General features: G+C 73.3%; 16 protein-coding genes. 10 read left to right on the top strand and 6 right to left on the bottom strand.

Annotation, left to right across the window (positions count from 1 at the left end):
• Window positions 1-187 precede the first annotated feature (187 nt).
• Window positions 188-493, bottom strand: coding sequence for a hypothetical protein (locus ACZ6SA_RS40140; protein WP_347649475.1), 306 nt, complete (start codon window positions 491-493; stop codon window positions 188-190).
• Between the two features lie 131 nt (window positions 494-624).
• Here ACZ6SA_RS40140 and lexA point away from each other — a divergent pair, with 131 nt between their 5' ends.
• A complete protein-coding gene (gene lexA, locus ACZ6SA_RS40135; RefSeq protein ID WP_465834171.1) occupies window positions 625-1,293 on the top strand; it encodes a transcriptional repressor LexA in 669 nt (222 codons plus the stop codon).
• 85 nt (window positions 1,294-1,378) lie between these two features.
• Here the strand turns inward: lexA and ACZ6SA_RS40130 are convergent, their stop codons facing one another.
• Window positions 1,379-2,521, bottom strand: coding sequence for an agmatinase family protein (locus ACZ6SA_RS40130; protein ID WP_347649473.1), 1,143 nt, complete (start codon window positions 2,519-2,521; stop codon window positions 1,379-1,381).
• Window positions 2,522-2,681: 160 nt separating this feature from the next.
• On the opposite strand from ACZ6SA_RS40130, the gene ACZ6SA_RS40125 reads away from it, so the two are divergent.
• Window positions 2,682-3,833 carry an NAD(P)/FAD-dependent oxidoreductase gene (locus ACZ6SA_RS40125; protein WP_465834169.1) on the top strand — a complete coding sequence of 384 codons (1,152 nt, stop codon included), beginning with the start codon at window positions 2,682-2,684 and terminating at the stop codon, window positions 3,831-3,833.
• Window positions 3,834-3,854: 21 nt separating this feature from the next.
• Here the strand turns inward: ACZ6SA_RS40125 and ACZ6SA_RS40120 are convergent, their stop codons facing one another.
• Window positions 3,855-4,727, bottom strand: a complete 873-nt coding sequence (locus tag ACZ6SA_RS40120; RefSeq protein ID WP_465834167.1) for a UbiA family prenyltransferase — start codon at window positions 4,725-4,727, stop codon at window positions 3,855-3,857.
• Window positions 4,728-4,903: 176 nt separating this feature from the next.
• On the opposite strand from ACZ6SA_RS40120, the gene ACZ6SA_RS40115 reads away from it, so the two are divergent.
• From ACZ6SA_RS40115 to ACZ6SA_RS40100, 4 genes are all read left to right on the top strand, one after another.
• Window positions 4,904-5,956, top strand: a complete 1,053-nt coding sequence (locus tag ACZ6SA_RS40115; protein ID WP_443156358.1) for a type III polyketide synthase — start codon at window positions 4,904-4,906, stop codon at window positions 5,954-5,956.
• 45 nt (window positions 5,957-6,001) lie between these two features.
• Window positions 6,002-6,523, top strand: coding sequence for an isoprenylcysteine carboxyl methyltransferase family protein (locus ACZ6SA_RS40110; RefSeq protein WP_347649469.1), 522 nt, complete (start codon window positions 6,002-6,004; stop codon window positions 6,521-6,523).
• A gap of 4 nt (window positions 6,524-6,527) precedes the next feature.
• Complete coding sequence (locus tag ACZ6SA_RS40105) at window positions 6,528-7,541, top strand: NAD(P)/FAD-dependent oxidoreductase (RefSeq protein WP_465834164.1); 1,014 nt, start codon at window positions 6,528-6,530, stop codon at window positions 7,539-7,541.
• Between the two features lie 167 nt (window positions 7,542-7,708).
• Complete coding sequence (locus tag ACZ6SA_RS40100; protein WP_465834162.1) at window positions 7,709-9,019, top strand: family 43 glycosylhydrolase; 1,311 nt, start codon at window positions 7,709-7,711, stop codon at window positions 9,017-9,019.
• A gap of 75 nt (window positions 9,020-9,094) precedes the next feature.
• Here ACZ6SA_RS40100 and ACZ6SA_RS40095 read toward each other — a convergent pair whose 3' ends face one another.
• Window positions 9,095-9,496, bottom strand: coding sequence for a VOC family protein (locus ACZ6SA_RS40095; protein ID WP_347649466.1), 402 nt, complete (start codon window positions 9,494-9,496; stop codon window positions 9,095-9,097).
• 34 nt (window positions 9,497-9,530) lie between these two features.
• Window positions 9,531-10,517, bottom strand: coding sequence for a zinc-binding dehydrogenase (locus tag ACZ6SA_RS40090; RefSeq protein WP_465834159.1), 987 nt, complete (start codon window positions 10,515-10,517; stop codon window positions 9,531-9,533).
• A gap of 217 nt (window positions 10,518-10,734) precedes the next feature.
• Here ACZ6SA_RS40090 and trpB point away from each other — a divergent pair, with 217 nt between their 5' ends.
• The 4 genes from trpB to pdxR are packed head-to-tail and all read left to right on the top strand — an operon-like array spanning window position 10,735 to window position 14,979.
• The gene (trpB, locus tag ACZ6SA_RS40085) at window positions 10,735-11,940 is read left to right on the top strand and encodes a tryptophan synthase subunit beta (RefSeq protein WP_347649464.1); all 1,206 of its coding nucleotides are present in this window, start codon (window positions 10,735-10,737) and stop codon (window positions 11,938-11,940) included.
• Window positions 11,937-12,737 (top strand): tryptophan synthase subunit alpha, encoded by an 801-nt coding sequence (gene trpA / locus ACZ6SA_RS40080; RefSeq protein ID WP_347649463.1) that lies wholly within the window; start codon window positions 11,937-11,939, stop codon window positions 12,735-12,737. Before trpB ends, trpA begins: the two co-directional genes overlap by 4 nt.
• A gap of 9 nt (window positions 12,738-12,746) precedes the next feature.
• Complete coding sequence (locus tag ACZ6SA_RS40075) at window positions 12,747-13,502, top strand: GntR family transcriptional regulator (RefSeq protein ID WP_347649462.1); 756 nt, start codon at window positions 12,747-12,749, stop codon at window positions 13,500-13,502.
• A gap of 40 nt (window positions 13,503-13,542) precedes the next feature.
• Window positions 13,543-14,979 (top strand): MocR-like pyridoxine biosynthesis transcription factor PdxR, encoded by a 1,437-nt coding sequence (pdxR, locus tag ACZ6SA_RS40070; RefSeq protein WP_465834156.1) that lies wholly within the window; start codon window positions 13,543-13,545, stop codon window positions 14,977-14,979.
• 35 nt (window positions 14,980-15,014) lie between these two features.
• Here the strand turns inward: pdxR and ACZ6SA_RS40065 are convergent, their stop codons facing one another.
• Entirely contained in the window at window positions 15,015-16,370 is a 1,356-nt protein-coding gene (locus tag ACZ6SA_RS40065) for an FAD-binding oxidoreductase (RefSeq protein ID WP_465834154.1), read from the bottom strand.
• Window positions 16,371-16,397: the final 27 nt, after the last annotated feature.

The following is a 16,397-nucleotide window of genomic DNA, read 5'->3' as shown; positions in this document are numbered from 1 at the left end:
ATCGTTCGTCGGGTGGTTCGCAGTGGGCAAGTATGGAGCACTTTCCGAGGTCTCATGAGGCGCCAGGATCTGCTATAAAGTAAAAGTGGCGGGAGGAGGCTCTCAACCCTCGCCAAGGCCTTGACGCTCAGGCTCGGCCCTCTCTTCCCTTTCAGGGCCCGATGTCCCGCGCAGGCAGCGGAAGCAGTCAAGAAGAGTGACGCATCCAGAGCATCTCCAGCCCCAGGACGATGGCGCACAACACCGCCACGGACCCCGGAACGGCCACCGACGCCACGTGGATCAGGCTGCTCTCGTCCGGCAGGAAAAGGTCCACCCATCCCAAGGCGAGGGCCAGGGCGGTGGAGATCCCGCCGACCCTGGAGGTCCATCCGAACATGCGCGCATGCCACGGGCCCGAGGCCGCCGACTCCCTCGACCGCACGTCGATGCTGAAGAAAATCAACAAGACGGCGAGAAACGAGATCAGGGTGACCATCTCGGCCGACGGCATCGGGCACATGGTACGGACCATAACCCACCGTCGATTCCCGCCCTTCGCGGCCGCGGGGCGTGTCCGTCAAGGTCATGGCGCTTCGATCCGCACAACTAGGAGCAGCGGCTCGCACCGACCCGGCCTTTACCATGTCGCAGGTGACCACCTACGGCGACACCGACGCGTTCGAACATCTCGACTTCTCCGTTCTGCCGCAGCGCCAGCAGCGCATCCTGGCCACGATCCGGGACTGGGTGGTCAGGTACGGTTATCCACCGAGCACACGCGAGATCGGCCGTGCGGTCGGGCTCCGGTCGTCCTCGTCGGTGGCGAGACACCTCAGAAGCCTGGAGGAGCAGGGTTTCCTCCGCCGGGGCACGTCGATGACCCGGCCGATCGACGTGCGTCTGTTCCTGCGGGCCGCGCCGCCGGAACCGGCCGCGGACGTGGTGACCGTGCCCGTGGTCGGGGACATCGCCGCGGGCATCCCCATCCCGGCGGACGAGCACGTGGACGGCACGCTCCTTCTCCCCCGCGACCTCACCGGACGCGGCGACGTGTTCGCCCTCCGGGTGCGGGGCGACTCGATGATCGACGCGGCGATCTGCGACGGCGACATCGTCGTCGTACGGCAGCAGCCCGAGGCTCACTCGGGCCAGATCGTCGCCGCGATGATCGACGGTGAGGCCACCGTCAAGGTGTTCCGCCGGCGCGACGGCCACGTCCGTCTCGAACCACGCAACCCCGCCTACGACATCATCGACGGCGACGATGCCGTCGTGCTGGGCATCGTCGTCTCTGTCGTACGCAGCGTCTGATCCACCGGCCGGCGGCTGCGCGACGCGGCGTGCGTGCATTCCCAGCCAGCCCAGGTGACGTGGCCGGATGCCCGTGAGCAAGCGATCAGGACGGGTACGGGCCCCACGCGGCCCGACCCGAGGTGGACGGCTTGCGGCCCAGCTTGCCGGCCCGCACCTGCACGGCGAGGCTGTCGAGGATGACGCGGCTGCTCATCAGGCAGGTCATCTCCGCCCAGTCGTAGGGCGGAGAGCACTCCACGATCTCGATCCCGGCCAGGCCGGGCTCGGAGACGAGCCGTACCAGGTTGAGCGCCTCGCGGGGCAGCAGGCCGCCGGGCTCCGGCCAGCCGGTGCCGGGCACGAACCCGGCATCGATCACGTCGATGTCGAAGGACAGGTAGACCGCCCTGGCATTCTTCCAGGCGATCTCCAGCGCCATCTCGGCGACCTTCTCCACGCCGGCGCGTTCGACGTCTCCCACCGTGATGATCGTGGTGCCCCGCTCCCGGCCCACCTTGACGCCGGCGCGCGGCGATTGCCAGCCGCCGATCCCGATCTGGACGAGGTTGGTGGCCGGGGCGTTCTTGATGTTGGTCGCGTGGAACCAGGGCGTGGTGTGCATGCGCTCGTCGAGGTCGGTCTCCTGGGTGTCCACGTGCCGGTCGAAGTGGATGATGCCGATGTTGCCGTCCACGTGTGGGGTCAGGCCGCGGACGGTGGGGAAGCCGATTGAGTGGTCGCCCCCCAAGACGACCGGGAAGACGCCCTGCGACATCACGTGCGACATCGCCTGGCTGATCTGGTCGAAGGACTTCTCCAGGTTGCCGGGGATGGTGAACACGTCGCCGATGTCGACCATGTTGAGCTGCTCACGCAGGTCCACGCCCAGCTCGTAACAGTACGTGCCGAACAGGCCGGTGCAGCGGCGGATGCCCTGGGGACCGAACCGGGTGCCCGGCCGGTAGGTCGCGCCGGCGTCCAGCGGCACGCCGAACACGGCCACCTCGGCGTCGCCCACGGCGTGGACGTCGTCGATGTACGGGCATTTCAGGAAGGTGCCGGTTTCGCCGGCGAAATGCGGTAGCTCGCCTCTGGCGAAGGTCGAGATGGTCCGGTCCTCGATCGTGGGGGCGCCCTCCAACCCGTGCGCCAGGCGTTGTTCGATCTCCTCCTGGTGCCTGCGCGTGGGCAACTCGCCCTCGACCCGCTGGGCCCACGCGCCTTCCCGGTCAGTCTGCTCGGCCATGGAACCTCCTCTGCGAGTCAGGGGGAGTGGAGAAGCCGTACCCGGGCAGGAGCAGGTCACACGGGATCAAGATCAGCCGCGGACGCACGCCGAGCCGGTGGGCGAGTTCCCGCGGAGCGTGAGGAGTTTCCGATCGGGCGTGCGGTGGGACAGACCTCGCATGGACCGCATGTGGGACGTGGCGATCGTGGGAGCGGGACCGGCGGGCTCGGCGGCGGCGCTGCGGGCCGTGCAACTGCGTCCCCAGCTGCGGGTGCTCCTGCTCGACAGGGCCGACTTCCCCCGCGACAAGCCGTGCGGTGACGGCATCGCCGCCCACGGGCGCGACGAGCTGGCCCGGCTGGGAGTGCCCGCGCTCATCGACGACTACCGGCCTGCTCCCCTCCTGACCGTGGTCTCGCCGGGCGGCATGCGGGTCTCCGCCGAGGCCGCGCGGCCCAATCACGTGGTGCCGCGCCGGGTGTTCGACGCCCGTCTGGTGGCCGCCGCGCGGGCCAGGGGCGTCGAGGTACGCCGGCACCGCGTCAGGGATCTCGGCTTCGACGGGTCCTGCGTGGTCATCGACGGAGGGCTGCGGGCCCGTACGGTCGTGGCCGCCGACGGGGCCGGCTCGGTCGTGCGCCGCCTGATCGGCCTGCCCGCCGCCGCCGAGAAGCACACCGCCATCGCCGTGCGCGGCTACGCCGACGTGCCCGAGGAGGACGATGTCCAGCTCATCGCCATGCAGAAGGCGGGCTGGCCGGCCTATGCGTGGTCGTTCCCCATCGGCGACGGCACCGCGAACGTCGGCTTCGGCATGCTGCTGCCGAAGCTGCGCGCGGCGGGAGCGCCGGGGCGTCAGGTGCTGCACGGCAGGCTCGCCGAGTTGCTGCCCGACCGGCACCCCCGCGATCTGCGCGCCCACCACCTTCCGCTCTCGACCGGACGGCCGGCGCCCGGCGCCGGACGGGTGCTGCTCGCCGGTGACGCCGCGGGCCTGATCAACCCGCTCACCGGGGAGGGCATCTACTACGCGCTGCTGTCCGGGCGGCTGGCGGCCGAGGCGGCGGTGGAGTCGCCGGGCGATCCGCTGACGCTGTACCGGAGCAAGCTGCGCGAGGCCCTCGGACGGCACCTGCGCACCACCGACGTGCTGGCCCGCCTGGCCCAGTCCCCCGGTTTCATCGACGCGGCGATCGCGACCGCGGCGCACCGCAAGGAGGTGTTCGACCTGCTGGTGGAGGTGGGACTCGGGGCCGGTACGGTGCCCGCCCCGCTCGCGCTGGCCGTGGCGACGCGGTGGCTGCGCGGATCCCTGCGCGCCGGGCGGTGAACGGGCCGGGAACCGTGCGCGTCACGCGGTGAGCGAGGCGCCGCCGGCGATCAGGAGGATCACGTCCACGGCCGCCACGGCGACGGCGGTGACGAACGGCACCCGTGACGACCTGGCCGCCGGCAGCAGCCCCGTGGCCGCGAGGACCGAGGCGGCGGCCACGGCCAGCCCGCCCGCCACGCCGGGCGCGCCTCCGGGGCCGAGGACGAGCAGGCAGGTGGCGGCCAGCAGCGGCACGGGGACCACAAGCCGTACGCGTGAGGCGCCCATGCGCTGCGGCCAGCCGCGTACGCCGGTGTCCAGGTCACCCGCGATGTCCGGCAGCACGTTGGCCAGGTGTGCGCCCACTCCGAGCAGCGCGGCGGCCAGGACCGCCCACCACGCGGGCCACGGCTCGCCGGGCAGGCCCAGCGTCACGAAGGCCGGGAGCACGCCGAACCCCACGGCGTAGGGCGCCCACGACAGGAGCGTCGCCTTCAGCCCGAAGTCGTATCCCCAGGCCGCCAGCACGCCGGCGAGGTGCAGGGCGCCCGCCCGCCAGCCGGAGGCCAGCGACAGCGGGACGCAGCAGGCCAGCGCCACGAGAGCGGCGATCCGGACGGCGCGCGCGCTCACCATGCCGCCCGCGACGGGCTTGCCCGTGCGCCCGGCCGCCGCGTCGCGCCCGGCGTCGATCGCGTCGTTGCACCAGCCGATCGAGAGCTGCCCCGCCAGCACGGCGGCGCCCGCCAGCACGCACCCGGCCGCGTCGCGTCCCGCGGCCACGGCCAGCGCCGTGACCAGAGCGGTCACGGCCACGGTCGGGCCGGGGTGGCACGCGAGCACCAGCCCGACGGCCGGCCGTCCCGGCCCGCCGTGCACGACCGCGGCGGCCGCGGGGTCGCGGTCAGTCACAAGGTGATCGTAGTCCGGGCGATGGCCGCCGGGAATTCCCGTGCGGCTCGGCGGCTCCCCTGGCGTGCTCGGGTACGCGTTCGGCGCGAACTCCGCCGTCCCGGCGTGGCTTAAACGACCGGTCGGACGGGAAACGTGCGGGAAGCAGGAGTTGTCGGCTGACGAGGGAGAACTGCATGACCCGTATCGCCGCAGTCCGTTGTGCCTTCCCTCCCCACCGCTACCCGCAGTCCGAGCTCACCGACATGGCCGCCCGCATCTGCCTGCCGGAGAACGGCGACCGGCGCCTCCTCGACCGCCTGCACCGCAGCGCCCGGGTGGACTACCGCAACCTCGCCCTGCCCGTCGAGCAGTACGAGAAGCTCAGCGGCTTCGGCGCCGCCAACGACGCCTTCGTCTCGGTCGCCGTGGATCTGGGGCTCGAAAGCGTGAAGGCCGCCCTGGACGCGGCCGGGCTGGAGCCGGCGGACGTGGACATGATCATGTTCACGTCGGTGACCGGCATCGCCGCGCCGTCCGTCGACGCCCGGCTGGCGGCGGCGCTCGGACTGCGGCCCGACGTCAAGCGGGTGCCCGTCTTCGGCCTGGGCTGCGTTGCCGGAGCGGCGGGCATCGCCAGGGTCCACGACTACCTGCGCGGCTGGCCGGACCACGTGGCCGTGCTGCTGTCGGTGGAGTTGTGCTCGCTCACCGTCCAGCGGGGCGACTCCTCGCCCGCGAACCTGGTCGCCAGCGCGTTATTCGGCGACGGCGCGGCCGCGGTGGTGGCCTGCGGCGGCGCACGCGAGGCGGCCGGTCCCACCGTGGTGGCCACGCGCAGCCACCTGTATCCGGGTTCGGAGCACGTCATGGGCTGGCAGGTGGGCGACACCGGGTTCCGGGTGCTGCTGGACGCGAGCGTCCCGGAGGTCGTGCGGCGGTATCTGGCCGACGACGTGCACGGCTTCCTGGCCGAGCACGGCGTGACGGCCGGGGAGGTGACGGCGTGGGTGTGCCATCCCGGCGGGCCGAAGGTGCTCGAAGCCGTGTCGGACGTGCTCGCCCTGCCCGCGGACGCCCTCGAGGTGACGTGGCGCTCGCTGGCGGCCAACGGCAACCTGTCCTCGTCCTCGGTCCTGCACGTGCTCGGTGACACCCTCGCCACCCGGCGGCCGGAGCCGGGGACCTGGGGACTGATCATCGCCATGGGGCCGGGCTTCTGCTCCGAACTCGTCCTGATCCGCTGGTGACCGTGCCCGTTCCGTGCTCATGACCCGATTGCTGGTGCCTGCCTTATGACCTGGTATCTGCTGCTCGTCGTGCTGGTCGGCCTGGAACGTGTGGCCGAGCTGGTCGTCGCCCGGCGCAACGCCGCGTGGAGCATGGCCCGCGGCGGTGTCGTCTCCGGCCAGGGTCACTATCCGTGGATGGTGGCCCTGCACACGGGGTTGCTCGTCTGCGCGCCGCTGGAGGTCGTGCTGGCGCAGCGGCCCTTCCTGCCCGCGCTCGGCTGGCCGATGCTCGCCCTCGTCGTGGCCGCCCAGGGGCTGCGGTGGTGGTGCATCGCCTCGCTCGGGCCGCGCTGGAACACGCAGGTGATCGTGGTGCCCGGCCTGCCGCTGGTGACGCGCGGCCCCTACCGGTTCCGGTGGCTGCGGCATCCCAATTACGTGGCGGTGGCGGTCGAAGGGCTCGCGCTGCCGCTGGTGCACACGGCCTGGATGACCGCGCTGGCGTTCACGGTGCTCAACGCCGTGCTGATGGTGGTGCGGATCCGCTGCGAGAACGCGGCTCTCACCCTCGCGTCCGAGCGGTGACGGCGTGATCGACGTGCTCGTCGCGGGCGGCGGCCCGGCGGGGCTGGCGACGGCCGTGCACGCGGCGCTGGCCGGGATGGACGCGGTCGTCGTCGAGCCGCGGGCCGGGCCCGTGGACAAGGCGTGCGGCGAGGGCGTCATGCCGGGCGGGGTGGCGGCGCTGGCGGCGATGGGGGTCGAGGTCGAGGGACACGCGTTCCGCGGCATCCACTACCTCGACGGCCGGCGGGAGGTGCGGGCCGCCTTCGCCGCCGCTCCCGGCCTGGGCGTGCGCCGTACGCACCTGCACGCGGCGCTCGCGCGGCGGGCCGCCGAGCTGGGCGTCACGACGGTCACCGGCAAGATCACCCGCGTCGAGCAGGACCGGGACGGCGTGCGGGCCGCCGGGCTGCGGGCCCGCTGGCTGGTGGCCGCCGACGGGCTGCACTCCCCGCTGCGCCGCTCCCTCGGCCTCGGCCTGCCCCCGCGCGGACCCCGCAGGTACGGCCAGCGCAGGCACTACAGGATCGAGCCGTGGACCGACTTCGTCGAGGTCCACTGGTCGCGCGCCGGCGAAGCCTACGTCACGCCCGTCGCCGGGGACCTGATCGGCGTCGCGATCCTCAGCTCGGTGCGGCGCAGCTACGACGAGCACCTGCGCGACTTCCCCGGCCTGAGCCGCCGCCTGCGCGGCCCGGCCGTCACCGTGGTGCGCGGCGCGGGCCCGCTGCGCCAGGCGGTGCGCGCCCGCCGCTCCGGACGCGTCCTGCTGGTCGGGGACGCCGCCGGCTACGTGGACGCGCTCACCGGCGAGGGTGTCTCGCTGGCCGTGCGCTCGGCCGAAGTGCTGGTCAGGTGCCTGGCCGAGGACCGGCCTGAGGACTACGACGGCGCGTGGCTGCGGCTTTCTCGCACGCACCGGCTGTTGACGGGCGCGCTGGTGCAGGCCGCCCGCCGCCCCGGCACGGCCCGGCTGGTGGTGCCCGCCGCCCGCCGCCTGCCCGGCCTGTTCACGAACATCGTGAGGATTCTCGCCTGACTCGCGTACGCGATCCTCGCGCGGCAGGCGACGCCACCCACCGCCGCACGGGGGCGGCCGGACGAAGCAGCTGATTTCTTCCGACTTATTGACGTAAATCAACAGACTTCGGCAGACTCTCCGCATGCCGGCCGCTGGGCAGTGGCTGACGCGAGAGGACGTGACCGATGACTGATGCCGGAAACGAGCCGCAGGTGAACCGGAGATTCGTGCTGGCCGGAGCCGCTGGAGTGGTGGGGGCGGCGGCGCTGCCCGCGAGCGCGGAGGCCGCGTCGATGCGGAGACACCCGTCCAACTGGCCCGACCCCGAGCCCTACGGCCTCGCCGACACCCGCCCGGACCTGTGGCCGCGCGCCGACAACTCCTTCATCCTGCCGCTGGAGCTGCGCCCCAGGGACGCGGAACTGGGCCGGGTCTGGATGCGGGACACCTACGTGAACTGCTTCGTGGTCAAAGGCCGTCCGGTCTACGTCGCCACGGGCACCACCCGGGCCGCCGGCCAGAACGGGCCGGCCCCGTGGAACGACGGCATCTTCGTCTGGGTGTCCTCGTCGCTGCGAGGGCCGTGGAGGCTGGCGGACACCACGCGCATCCGGCCCGGCGCCGAGAAGGGCAAGGTGTGGTCGCCCGAGTTCGCCGGCGAGAACCGGCCGGGAAGGGTGGTGGTCGCCCCGTGGCAGGAGTACTGGAACGACGAGCAGTTCGGCAAGCGGGCCGCGGCCTGGGCCCCTGAGGTGCACCACTTCCGCGGCACGTGGTACATCGTGGCGTGCATGGGCGACCACTCCCGGAAGGTCGGCTCGTTCATGCTCGTGAGCGAGGGCGGGGTCGAAGGGCCGTACCGGCTCGTGGAGGGCAACCACGACAAGCCCTTCGGCGACTCCTTCATCGGCGGGCCCGGCTTCATCGAGCCCGGCGCGTACCACCACATCGACGGCAGCCTCTACACCGAGGGCGGCGACGCGTGGCTGGTGCTGCACAACCACCTGTACGCCAAGTTCAGGGACGACATGGAGGACATCGTCCCGGTGACCGGCCTCCCGGCGTTCCGGCAGACGCCCTACGCGCCCGAGCCGTACCTCGAAGGCGCGTACGTGTTCAAGCACCACGGCAGGTACTACCTCCTGCACGCCGCCTGGAACCGCAGCTCGGCCAACCCCGACGGCAGCACCCGCTACGCCTACGACCCGCCCGGCGAGGGCCGCGCGCAGTACCACTACGACGCGGTCGTCGCCGTCTCCGACCGCTTCGAGGGGCCGTACTCCGAACGGTGGACCATGGGCGTCGGGGCCGGCCACAACAACATCTTCAAGGACCACGAAGGCCGGCTCTGGGCGACGTTCTTCCGCAACCCGCGCTTCGGCTACTGGTCCGACCCTTCGCGCCGCGACGAGGCCGCCGTACCCGGCGTCGTCCGGCTGGAATGGACCGGCCCGCGAGGCCGCCGCCTGTACGTCCGCCGCCGCGACCACGGCTGAGGTCCGGTTTCCGCCGCTCCGCGGCCCCAGACCCGCGCCGCGACCGGCCGCGGGGCGGATTCCGGAGAGCGGCCGTCATGCGGGATTCTCTGACGGCTGCAGGACGCAGAACTCGTTGCCGTCGGGATCAGTGAACACGTGCCAGGCCAGGCCGCCTTCCACGACGAGATCGCCGGTGACGCGCCGCCCTCCCAGGGCCACCACCCTGGCCGCCTCCGCCTCCAGGTCAGGCACCCGCAGATCCAGGTGCACCCGGTTCTTGGCCGCCTTCGGCTCGGGAACCTGCTGCAACAGCAGCTCGACGCCGTTGCCTCCTGGAGGCAGGAGCCGGCGACAGTGCCCGGCCGAGCTCGCCTCAGCGGTGTAGCCCAGGACTCCGCACCAGAACGCCGCCGACCGGTCGAGATCGGCGCAGTCCAGGACCACGACCAGGACGACATCATCTCGCCCGCCGAAACGAGCCGGTCCATCGGTCATGGCGACACGCTACGCCAGTGCCGGACCCGAACGTCTAGGGACGGGCACCGCCGGCGGTGATCAGAGTCTTGCCGAACACGGTGCGGCTCTCGATCGCGGCATGGGCCGCCCCGGCCTGGTCGAGCGGGAACGTCTGCCCGATGGCCGGCGCGATCACGCCCGCGGCCACCTCGCGCAGCGCCTGCTCGATGTAGCGCGTACGGTCGTGGTCGGCGAGTTGCGCCACTTCGATGCCGGTCACCGAGAGGTTCAACGCGTCGGCCACCTGCCGGTCGACGCTCGAGAAACGGCCGCCGGCCGCGCCGTGCGCGGAGAACCGCCCGCCACGGGCGAGCAGCGTCGAGGCGGCTTCGCCGTGCGGAGCGCCGATGTTGTCCAGCACGACATCGGCGCCGTGCCCGCCGAACACCGCCCGAGCCTGGTCGACCCAGTCCCGCTGATCCACGTCGATCAGCGCGTCGGCGCCGTACCGCTCAAGCCGCGCCAGCTTCGCGCCGCGGGCGACCGCGACCACCTTCGCCGCGCGGGCGCGGGCGAGTTGCACGCACAACGCTCCCAGGCCCCCGCTGGCTCCGACCACCAGCACCTCGTCCCGTCGGCCCACTTTCGTGGCGTCGAACAGGGCCAGGGCGGTCGTCGCGTCGTGCACCAGGGCCGCGGCCACCGCGAGGTCGACGGTGTCGGGCACCGTCACCGCCGCCTCGGCGGCGGCCACCGCGCGGTCGGCGTAACCGTTCTCCGCTCCGCGGATGCCGGCCACGACTCTTCGGCCGAGCAGGTCCTGGCGCACGTCCTCGCCGACCTGGAGAACCCGGCCGGCCACCCCGCCTCCGGGCACGTACGGCGGGCGCATCGGCCAGTAGTCCTGCGCCGTCCCCGAGCGCACCACCGTCTCCATGAGCAGGGTGTCGATCATCTCCACGCCGATCAGAACCTCTCCGGCGCCCGGCACCGGATCGGGCATCTCGACCAGTTCGAAGACCTCCGGCCCGCCGAACCTCGTCACCATCGCCGCTCGCATCACGACACTCCGTTCTGTCAGTTGTCGGAGCAGGGACCTGCCGGCCCCTGCTCCGGGCCACCACCGGGACGCTAGAACCTCAACCAAGGTTGACGTCAAGCCGCGGAGGGCGTCATGACCGGGAGCGGCGAGTTCCCCCTTGCCGGTCCCGCGCCACACGTGCCATGCTCACTGTTATAGAACTCATCCAAGAGTTATAGAACGAGGTGAGCACGGGATGCGATACGTGTCGTCAGGACGGGAGCCCGTCCCATCGACGGGGACGATGGGCGAGCCGGGGGCGCGGGGCCGGTTCGGCGCGTTCGGCGGGCGGTTCGCGCCGGAGTCGCTGGTGGAGGCGTGCCGCGAGGTGGAGGAGGCGTTCAGGGAGGCGTGGGCGGACCCGGGGTTCCGCGGCGACCTGGCGGAACTGCTCGCCCTGAACGCCGGACGTCCGACCCCGCTCACACCGGCCAGGCGGCTGTCGCGGGCGCTGGGCGTGCAGCTGTACCTCAAGCGCGAGGACCTCGCCCACACCGGATCGCACAAGATCAACAACGTGCTGGGCCAGGCCCTCCTCGCCGCGCGGATGGGACGGCGCAGGCTGATCGCCGAGACGGGGGCGGGCCAGCACGGGGTGGCCACCGCGACCGCCGCCGCGCTGCTCGGGCTGGAGGCCACGGTGTTCATGGGCGAGCGCGACATCGAGCGGCAGGCACTGAACGTCTTCCGGATGCGCATGCTGGGCGCCGAGGTGGTCCCGGTGACCACGGGCAGCCGCACCCTCAAGGACGCGACCAGCCAGGCCATGCGGCACTGGGTGGGCGTCACGGGCGACTCCCACTACTGCGTCGGCTCGGTCATCGGACCGGATCCGTACCCGTGGATGGTCAGGGAGTTCCAGCGGGTCATCGGCGAGGAGGCCCGCGGGCAGTGCGCGGCCGAGCTGCGGACCGGCGTGCCGGACCTCGTGGTCGCGTGCGTGGGCGGCGGCTCCAACGCGGCCGGCACGTTCGCCGGATTCGCCGACACCCCGGCGCGCCTGGTCGGCGTCGAGGCGGAGGGCGGCGCCGGAGCGGCCCGCGGCCGGCCCGGCGTCCTGCACGGCTGCCGCTCGCTGTTCCTGCAGGACGACGACGGGCAGATCACCCCGGCGCACTCCATCGCCGCCGGGCTCGACTACCCGGGGGTCGGCCCCGAGCACGCCCACCTCCGCGATCTGGGCCGGGCCCGGTACGTCACGGTGACCGACGACGAGGCCGCCGGCGCGGCGGTGCGCCTGGCGCGCACCGAGGGCATCGTCCCGGCGCTCGAATCGGCGCACGCCCTGGCCTGGGTGATCCGGGCCGCGGGCGGCGGCGAGCTGCCCGCCGGGTCGACGGTGCTGATGACGTTGTCCGGCCGGGGCGACAAGGACACCTCCACGCTGAAGGAGCTGGTATGACGAACCCCACCCTGGCCGCGGGGGCGGTCGAACACCACCTGCGCGCCCGCCGGGACGCCGGCCGCGGCCTGCTCATGCCGTACGTCACCGGGGAGATCACGCCCGGGTGGACGGACTACCTGCGGGCGTTCGCCGCCGCCGGCGCGGACGCGATCGAGGTCGGCCTGCCCTTCTCCGACCCCACGCTGGACGGCGTCACCATCCAGCAGGCGAACGACACGGCGCTGGCCCGGGGGGCGAGCACCCGCCGGATCCTCGCCGGCCTGGCCGGAGTCCCGGATCTGGGCGTGCCCCTGGTCGCCAGCACCTACTACAACCTGGTGCTGCACGACGGGGGCGAGGCGTTCTGCGCCGCGCTGCGCCGGGCCGGCGTCAGCGGTCTGATCGTGCCCGACCTGCCGGTGCACGAGGCGGACGAGCTGACCGAGGTGGCCGCCGCCGCCGGGATCGAGCTGGTCCTGCTGGCGTCGCCGGCCACGCCGGAGCCGAGGTTGCAGGAGATCTCGCGCCGCAGCCGCGGATTCGTCTACGCGGTGTCGCTGATGGGCACCACCGGCGAGCGGGCCGGACTCGCCGGCTCGGCGGCGGAGCTCGCCGCGCGGATCAGGCGGGGCACCGGCCGGCCGGTCTTGCTAGGATTTGGCATTTCCACGCCCGACCAGGCGCGGGAAGCCGGCCGGCACGCCGACGGCGTGGTGGTCGGCGCCGCGGTCATGCGGCGGGTGCTCGACGGGGCGGGTCCGGACGATCTGCTGGCCTTCCTCGCGACCCTGCGGCGGGCCCTCGACCAGGAGTGACGCACCACGATGACCCCCGACGCCGGGCACGAGGCGAGATACCGCGCCATCGCCGCCGACCTCGCCGCGAAGATCCGGTCGGGACACTACGCACCCGGAGAGGCCCTGCCGCCGCAGCGGGAGCTGAGCGCCTCCTACGGGGTGACCCTCATGACGCTGCGCCAGGCGTTGCGGGAGCTCAGCGACGAGAGGCTGATCGTGCAGCGGCCCGGCAAGGGCACGTACGTGGCCCCGCCCCATCTGGCGTACCAGCTCGGCTCGCTCCGCAGCCTGGCCGACGATCTGCGCGAGCAGGGCCACGCCGTGCGCACCGTGGTGGCCGGGCGGGCGATGCGCCGGGCCCCGGCCCCGATCGCCGCGGAGCTGCGGCTGCGTCCCGGCGACACCGCCCTGCGGCTGGAACGGGTGCGCGAGTTCGCCGGCCGTCCCGCCGTCCACCAGGTGTCCTGGGTCCGCCGGCCGGTGGCCGACCAGATCCGCGACCGCGACTTCACCGCCGTCTCCCTCTACACCGCCCTCGCCGACGCGGGAGTGGCGGTCGCCCGGGCGTCGGAGGTGGTCCGGCCGGACCTGCTCGGCCCCGCCGCCGCCCGCCGCCTCCACGAGCCCGAGGGCAGCCCCGTGCTCGTCAGCACCCGGATCACCTACACGCCCGACGCCGTTCCCCTGGTGTCCGACCATGCCACCATCCTGGGCACCATGATGGAGATCCGCACCGAACGCGCCGCCACCGGCCTGTCCCTGTCCTGGCGCGCCACCAGCTAGACCTGGCAGGAGCCGGTGCACGCCGATAGGGTCCGATGTTGTGGGGCGATCGAGGGCCGGTTCCGGGCCGGCCGAGGACCTGCTGATCGAGCTCGACCGCGACGCCGGGGTGCCCCTGCACCGGCAGATCGAGGCGTCCATCCGGGCGAGCGTCCGGGCCGGCCGGCTGCGGGCGGGCGCGTCGCTGCCGCCGACCCGCACCCTCGCGGCCGGCCTCGGGGTTTCCCGCGGGGTGGTCGTGGAGGCCTACCAGCAACTCGTGGCCGAGGGCTACCTCGCCAGCCGGTCGGGCGGCTACACCCAGGTCGCCGCGTCGATGCCGCCCGCCGCCGGTGCGCGCACCGCGGCGTCGACGGCGCGGCCGGCCGCGCGTGGCGCCGGCATCAGGGTCGACTTCGGGTACGGGCGCACCGACGTGTCGCAGTTCCCGCGGGCCGCCTGGTTGCGCTCGGTTCGTGCCGTGCTCACCACCGCGCCCAACGACCGGTTCGCCTACCTCGACGGGCGTGGCGTGCCCGAACTGCACGAGGCCCTGTGCGACTACCTCAACCGGGTGCGCGGCACGGCCGCCGTCCCCGGCAACGTGGTGATCTGCAACGGCTACGGGCAGGGCGTCGGGCTGCTCATCCAGGTGCTCGTCCAGCGCGGCGCCAGGCGCATCGCCCTGGAGGACCCGTCGTCCAACGACGACGCCCGGGTGCTGGCCGGCGCCGCCGGCCTGGACGTGGTCGGCGTCCCGGTGGGCCCGGCCGGCGTCCAGGTCGATGCGCTCCAGCGGGCCGACGCCGATGCGGTCGTGCTCACGCCGTCGCACCAGTGGCCCACCGGAGGGGTGTTGTCGGCCGCGGCGAGGGCAGCGGTGATCCGCTGGGCGAAGCGTCGCGGCGCGATGGTGGTCGAGGACGACTACGACGCCGAATACCGCTACGACCGGTCGCCGGTGGGCGCCATGCAGGGCCTGGCGCCCGATCATGTCGTCTACTGCGGCACGGCCAGCAAGACGCTCGCGCCGGGGCTGCGGCTCGGCTGGCTGGTGGTGCCTCCCCGGCTGGTCGCCGACGTCACCGCGGCGAAGGTGCTCGCCGACCGCGGTTCACCGGTCATCGACCAGTTGACGTTCGCCGACTTCCTGGCGCGCGGCGAGTTCGACCGCCACCTGCGCCGGATGCGTCCGGTGTACCGCCGCCGCCGTGACGCGCTGCTGGACGCCCTGCGCACCCACCTGCCCGATCTGGAGCCGGCGGGGGTCGCCGCCGGGCAGCATGTGGTCGCCTGGCTCCCGCCCGGCCTCGACGAGACGGCGGTGGTGACGGCCGCCGCCCGGCACGGGCTCGGCATCCGCGGCGTCGGCCCGTACCGGATCTCCGGCGGCGGACCGGGTGGCCTCATCTTCGGCTACGCCATCCTCGGCGAGAGCGCCATCGCCGAGGGGGTCGCGCTGCTGGCGACGGCCGTCCGGGAGGTACGCGGGGCCTGACCCGCCGCGCCGGCGGCCCGTCCAGGGCATGCGCATCAGTCCGCCGGGCGGATGTTCTGGTTCAGGTGGAAGACGTTGGCCGGATCGTACGCGGTCTTCACCGCGGTCAGCCGGGCCAGCTTCGCGGCCGAGTACGCCCGCCGGATGCCGCGCCGCCCGTCGGCCATCTCGTCGGCGGTCAACGAGTTGACGTACACCCCGCTCGCGTACGGTTCGAGTGCGGCGCCGGCGTCGCGGGCGGCGGCCATCCTGGCGTCGTCCTCGGCCGGGTCGGTCCAGCGGGAACCGGCGCCGAACTCGAACATCGTGCCGCGGTGGCTGAACGCCGCGTCCGCCTCCGGGACGTCGTCGATCGCGCCGCCGTGCGCCTGCAGGCCGACGCCCGGCAGGTACGGGCTCGCGCTCAGGTCGGCGCCGCCGCGCAGCAGGAACGCCTCGATCGCCGCGGTGGGGAATCGCCGCAGGTAGTGGCCCTTGGAGTAGCGGCGGTAGGCGTGTCCGCCGGTGGAGTCGTCGCGTCGCTGGAGTTCGAGGTACGACGGCGTGGTGACGCGCGACGCGACGGGACGCCCGAGCGCCCGCATCGCGGGCAGCAGCCGGCGGCCCTCGGCCGGGTCCCCGGCCCACACGAACCCCAGCGTGGCGATCGGGCCGGCGGGACCGCCGGCGACGCCGGCGGTGAACGTCGCCTGCCGGGGCGCGACGGCGTTCAGGTCACGCCAGCCCTCGATGGCCGGGACGGCGTCCTCTGCGCGGAAGTCGAACTCGGCGACCAGCGCACGCGTGCCGGTGCGATGCAGCCGGAACTCGAACTCGGTGACGATGCCGAAGTTGCCGCCGCCGCCGCGCAGGCCCCAGAACAGGTCGGGGTTCTGCTCGCGGCTCGCGGTCACCACGTGCCCCTCGGCGGTGACCATCGTGTAGGAGACGACGTTGTCGCAGGCCAGGCCGTACTGGCGGGCCAGCCAGCCCATGCCGCCGCCGAGCGTGAGCCCGCCGACGCCGGTGTGCGAGACGTTGCCGGCGGTGGTGGCCAGGCCGTGCGCCTGGGCCGCCCGGTCCAGCGCGCCGAGCAGCGCGCCGCCCTGCACCCGGGCCCGGCGACGGGCCGGGTCGATCCGCACGCCGCCCATCGGCGTCAGGTCGATCATGAGGCCGCCGTCGGGAACGGCGAAGCCGGCGACGTTGTGGCCGCCGCAGCGCACGCCGATCTCGAGGTCCAGTTCCCGGGCCAGCCGCACGGCGGCGACCACGTCGGCCACGCCGGCCGCACGGAGGATCATGCGTGGCCGCCGGTCGACCATGGCGTTCCAGACTGTCCGGGCGGTGTCGTAGCCGGCGTCGCCAGGTGTGAGGAGCCGGCCGTCGAAGCGGGTCGCTGTCGTTGTCATGCCCCTCAGGCTGACAGGAATTGGTAC

Source organism: Nonomuraea sp. NPDC049378 (assembly GCF_055586745.1).
This window is presented reverse-complemented; position numbering and strand designations above follow the sequence as displayed.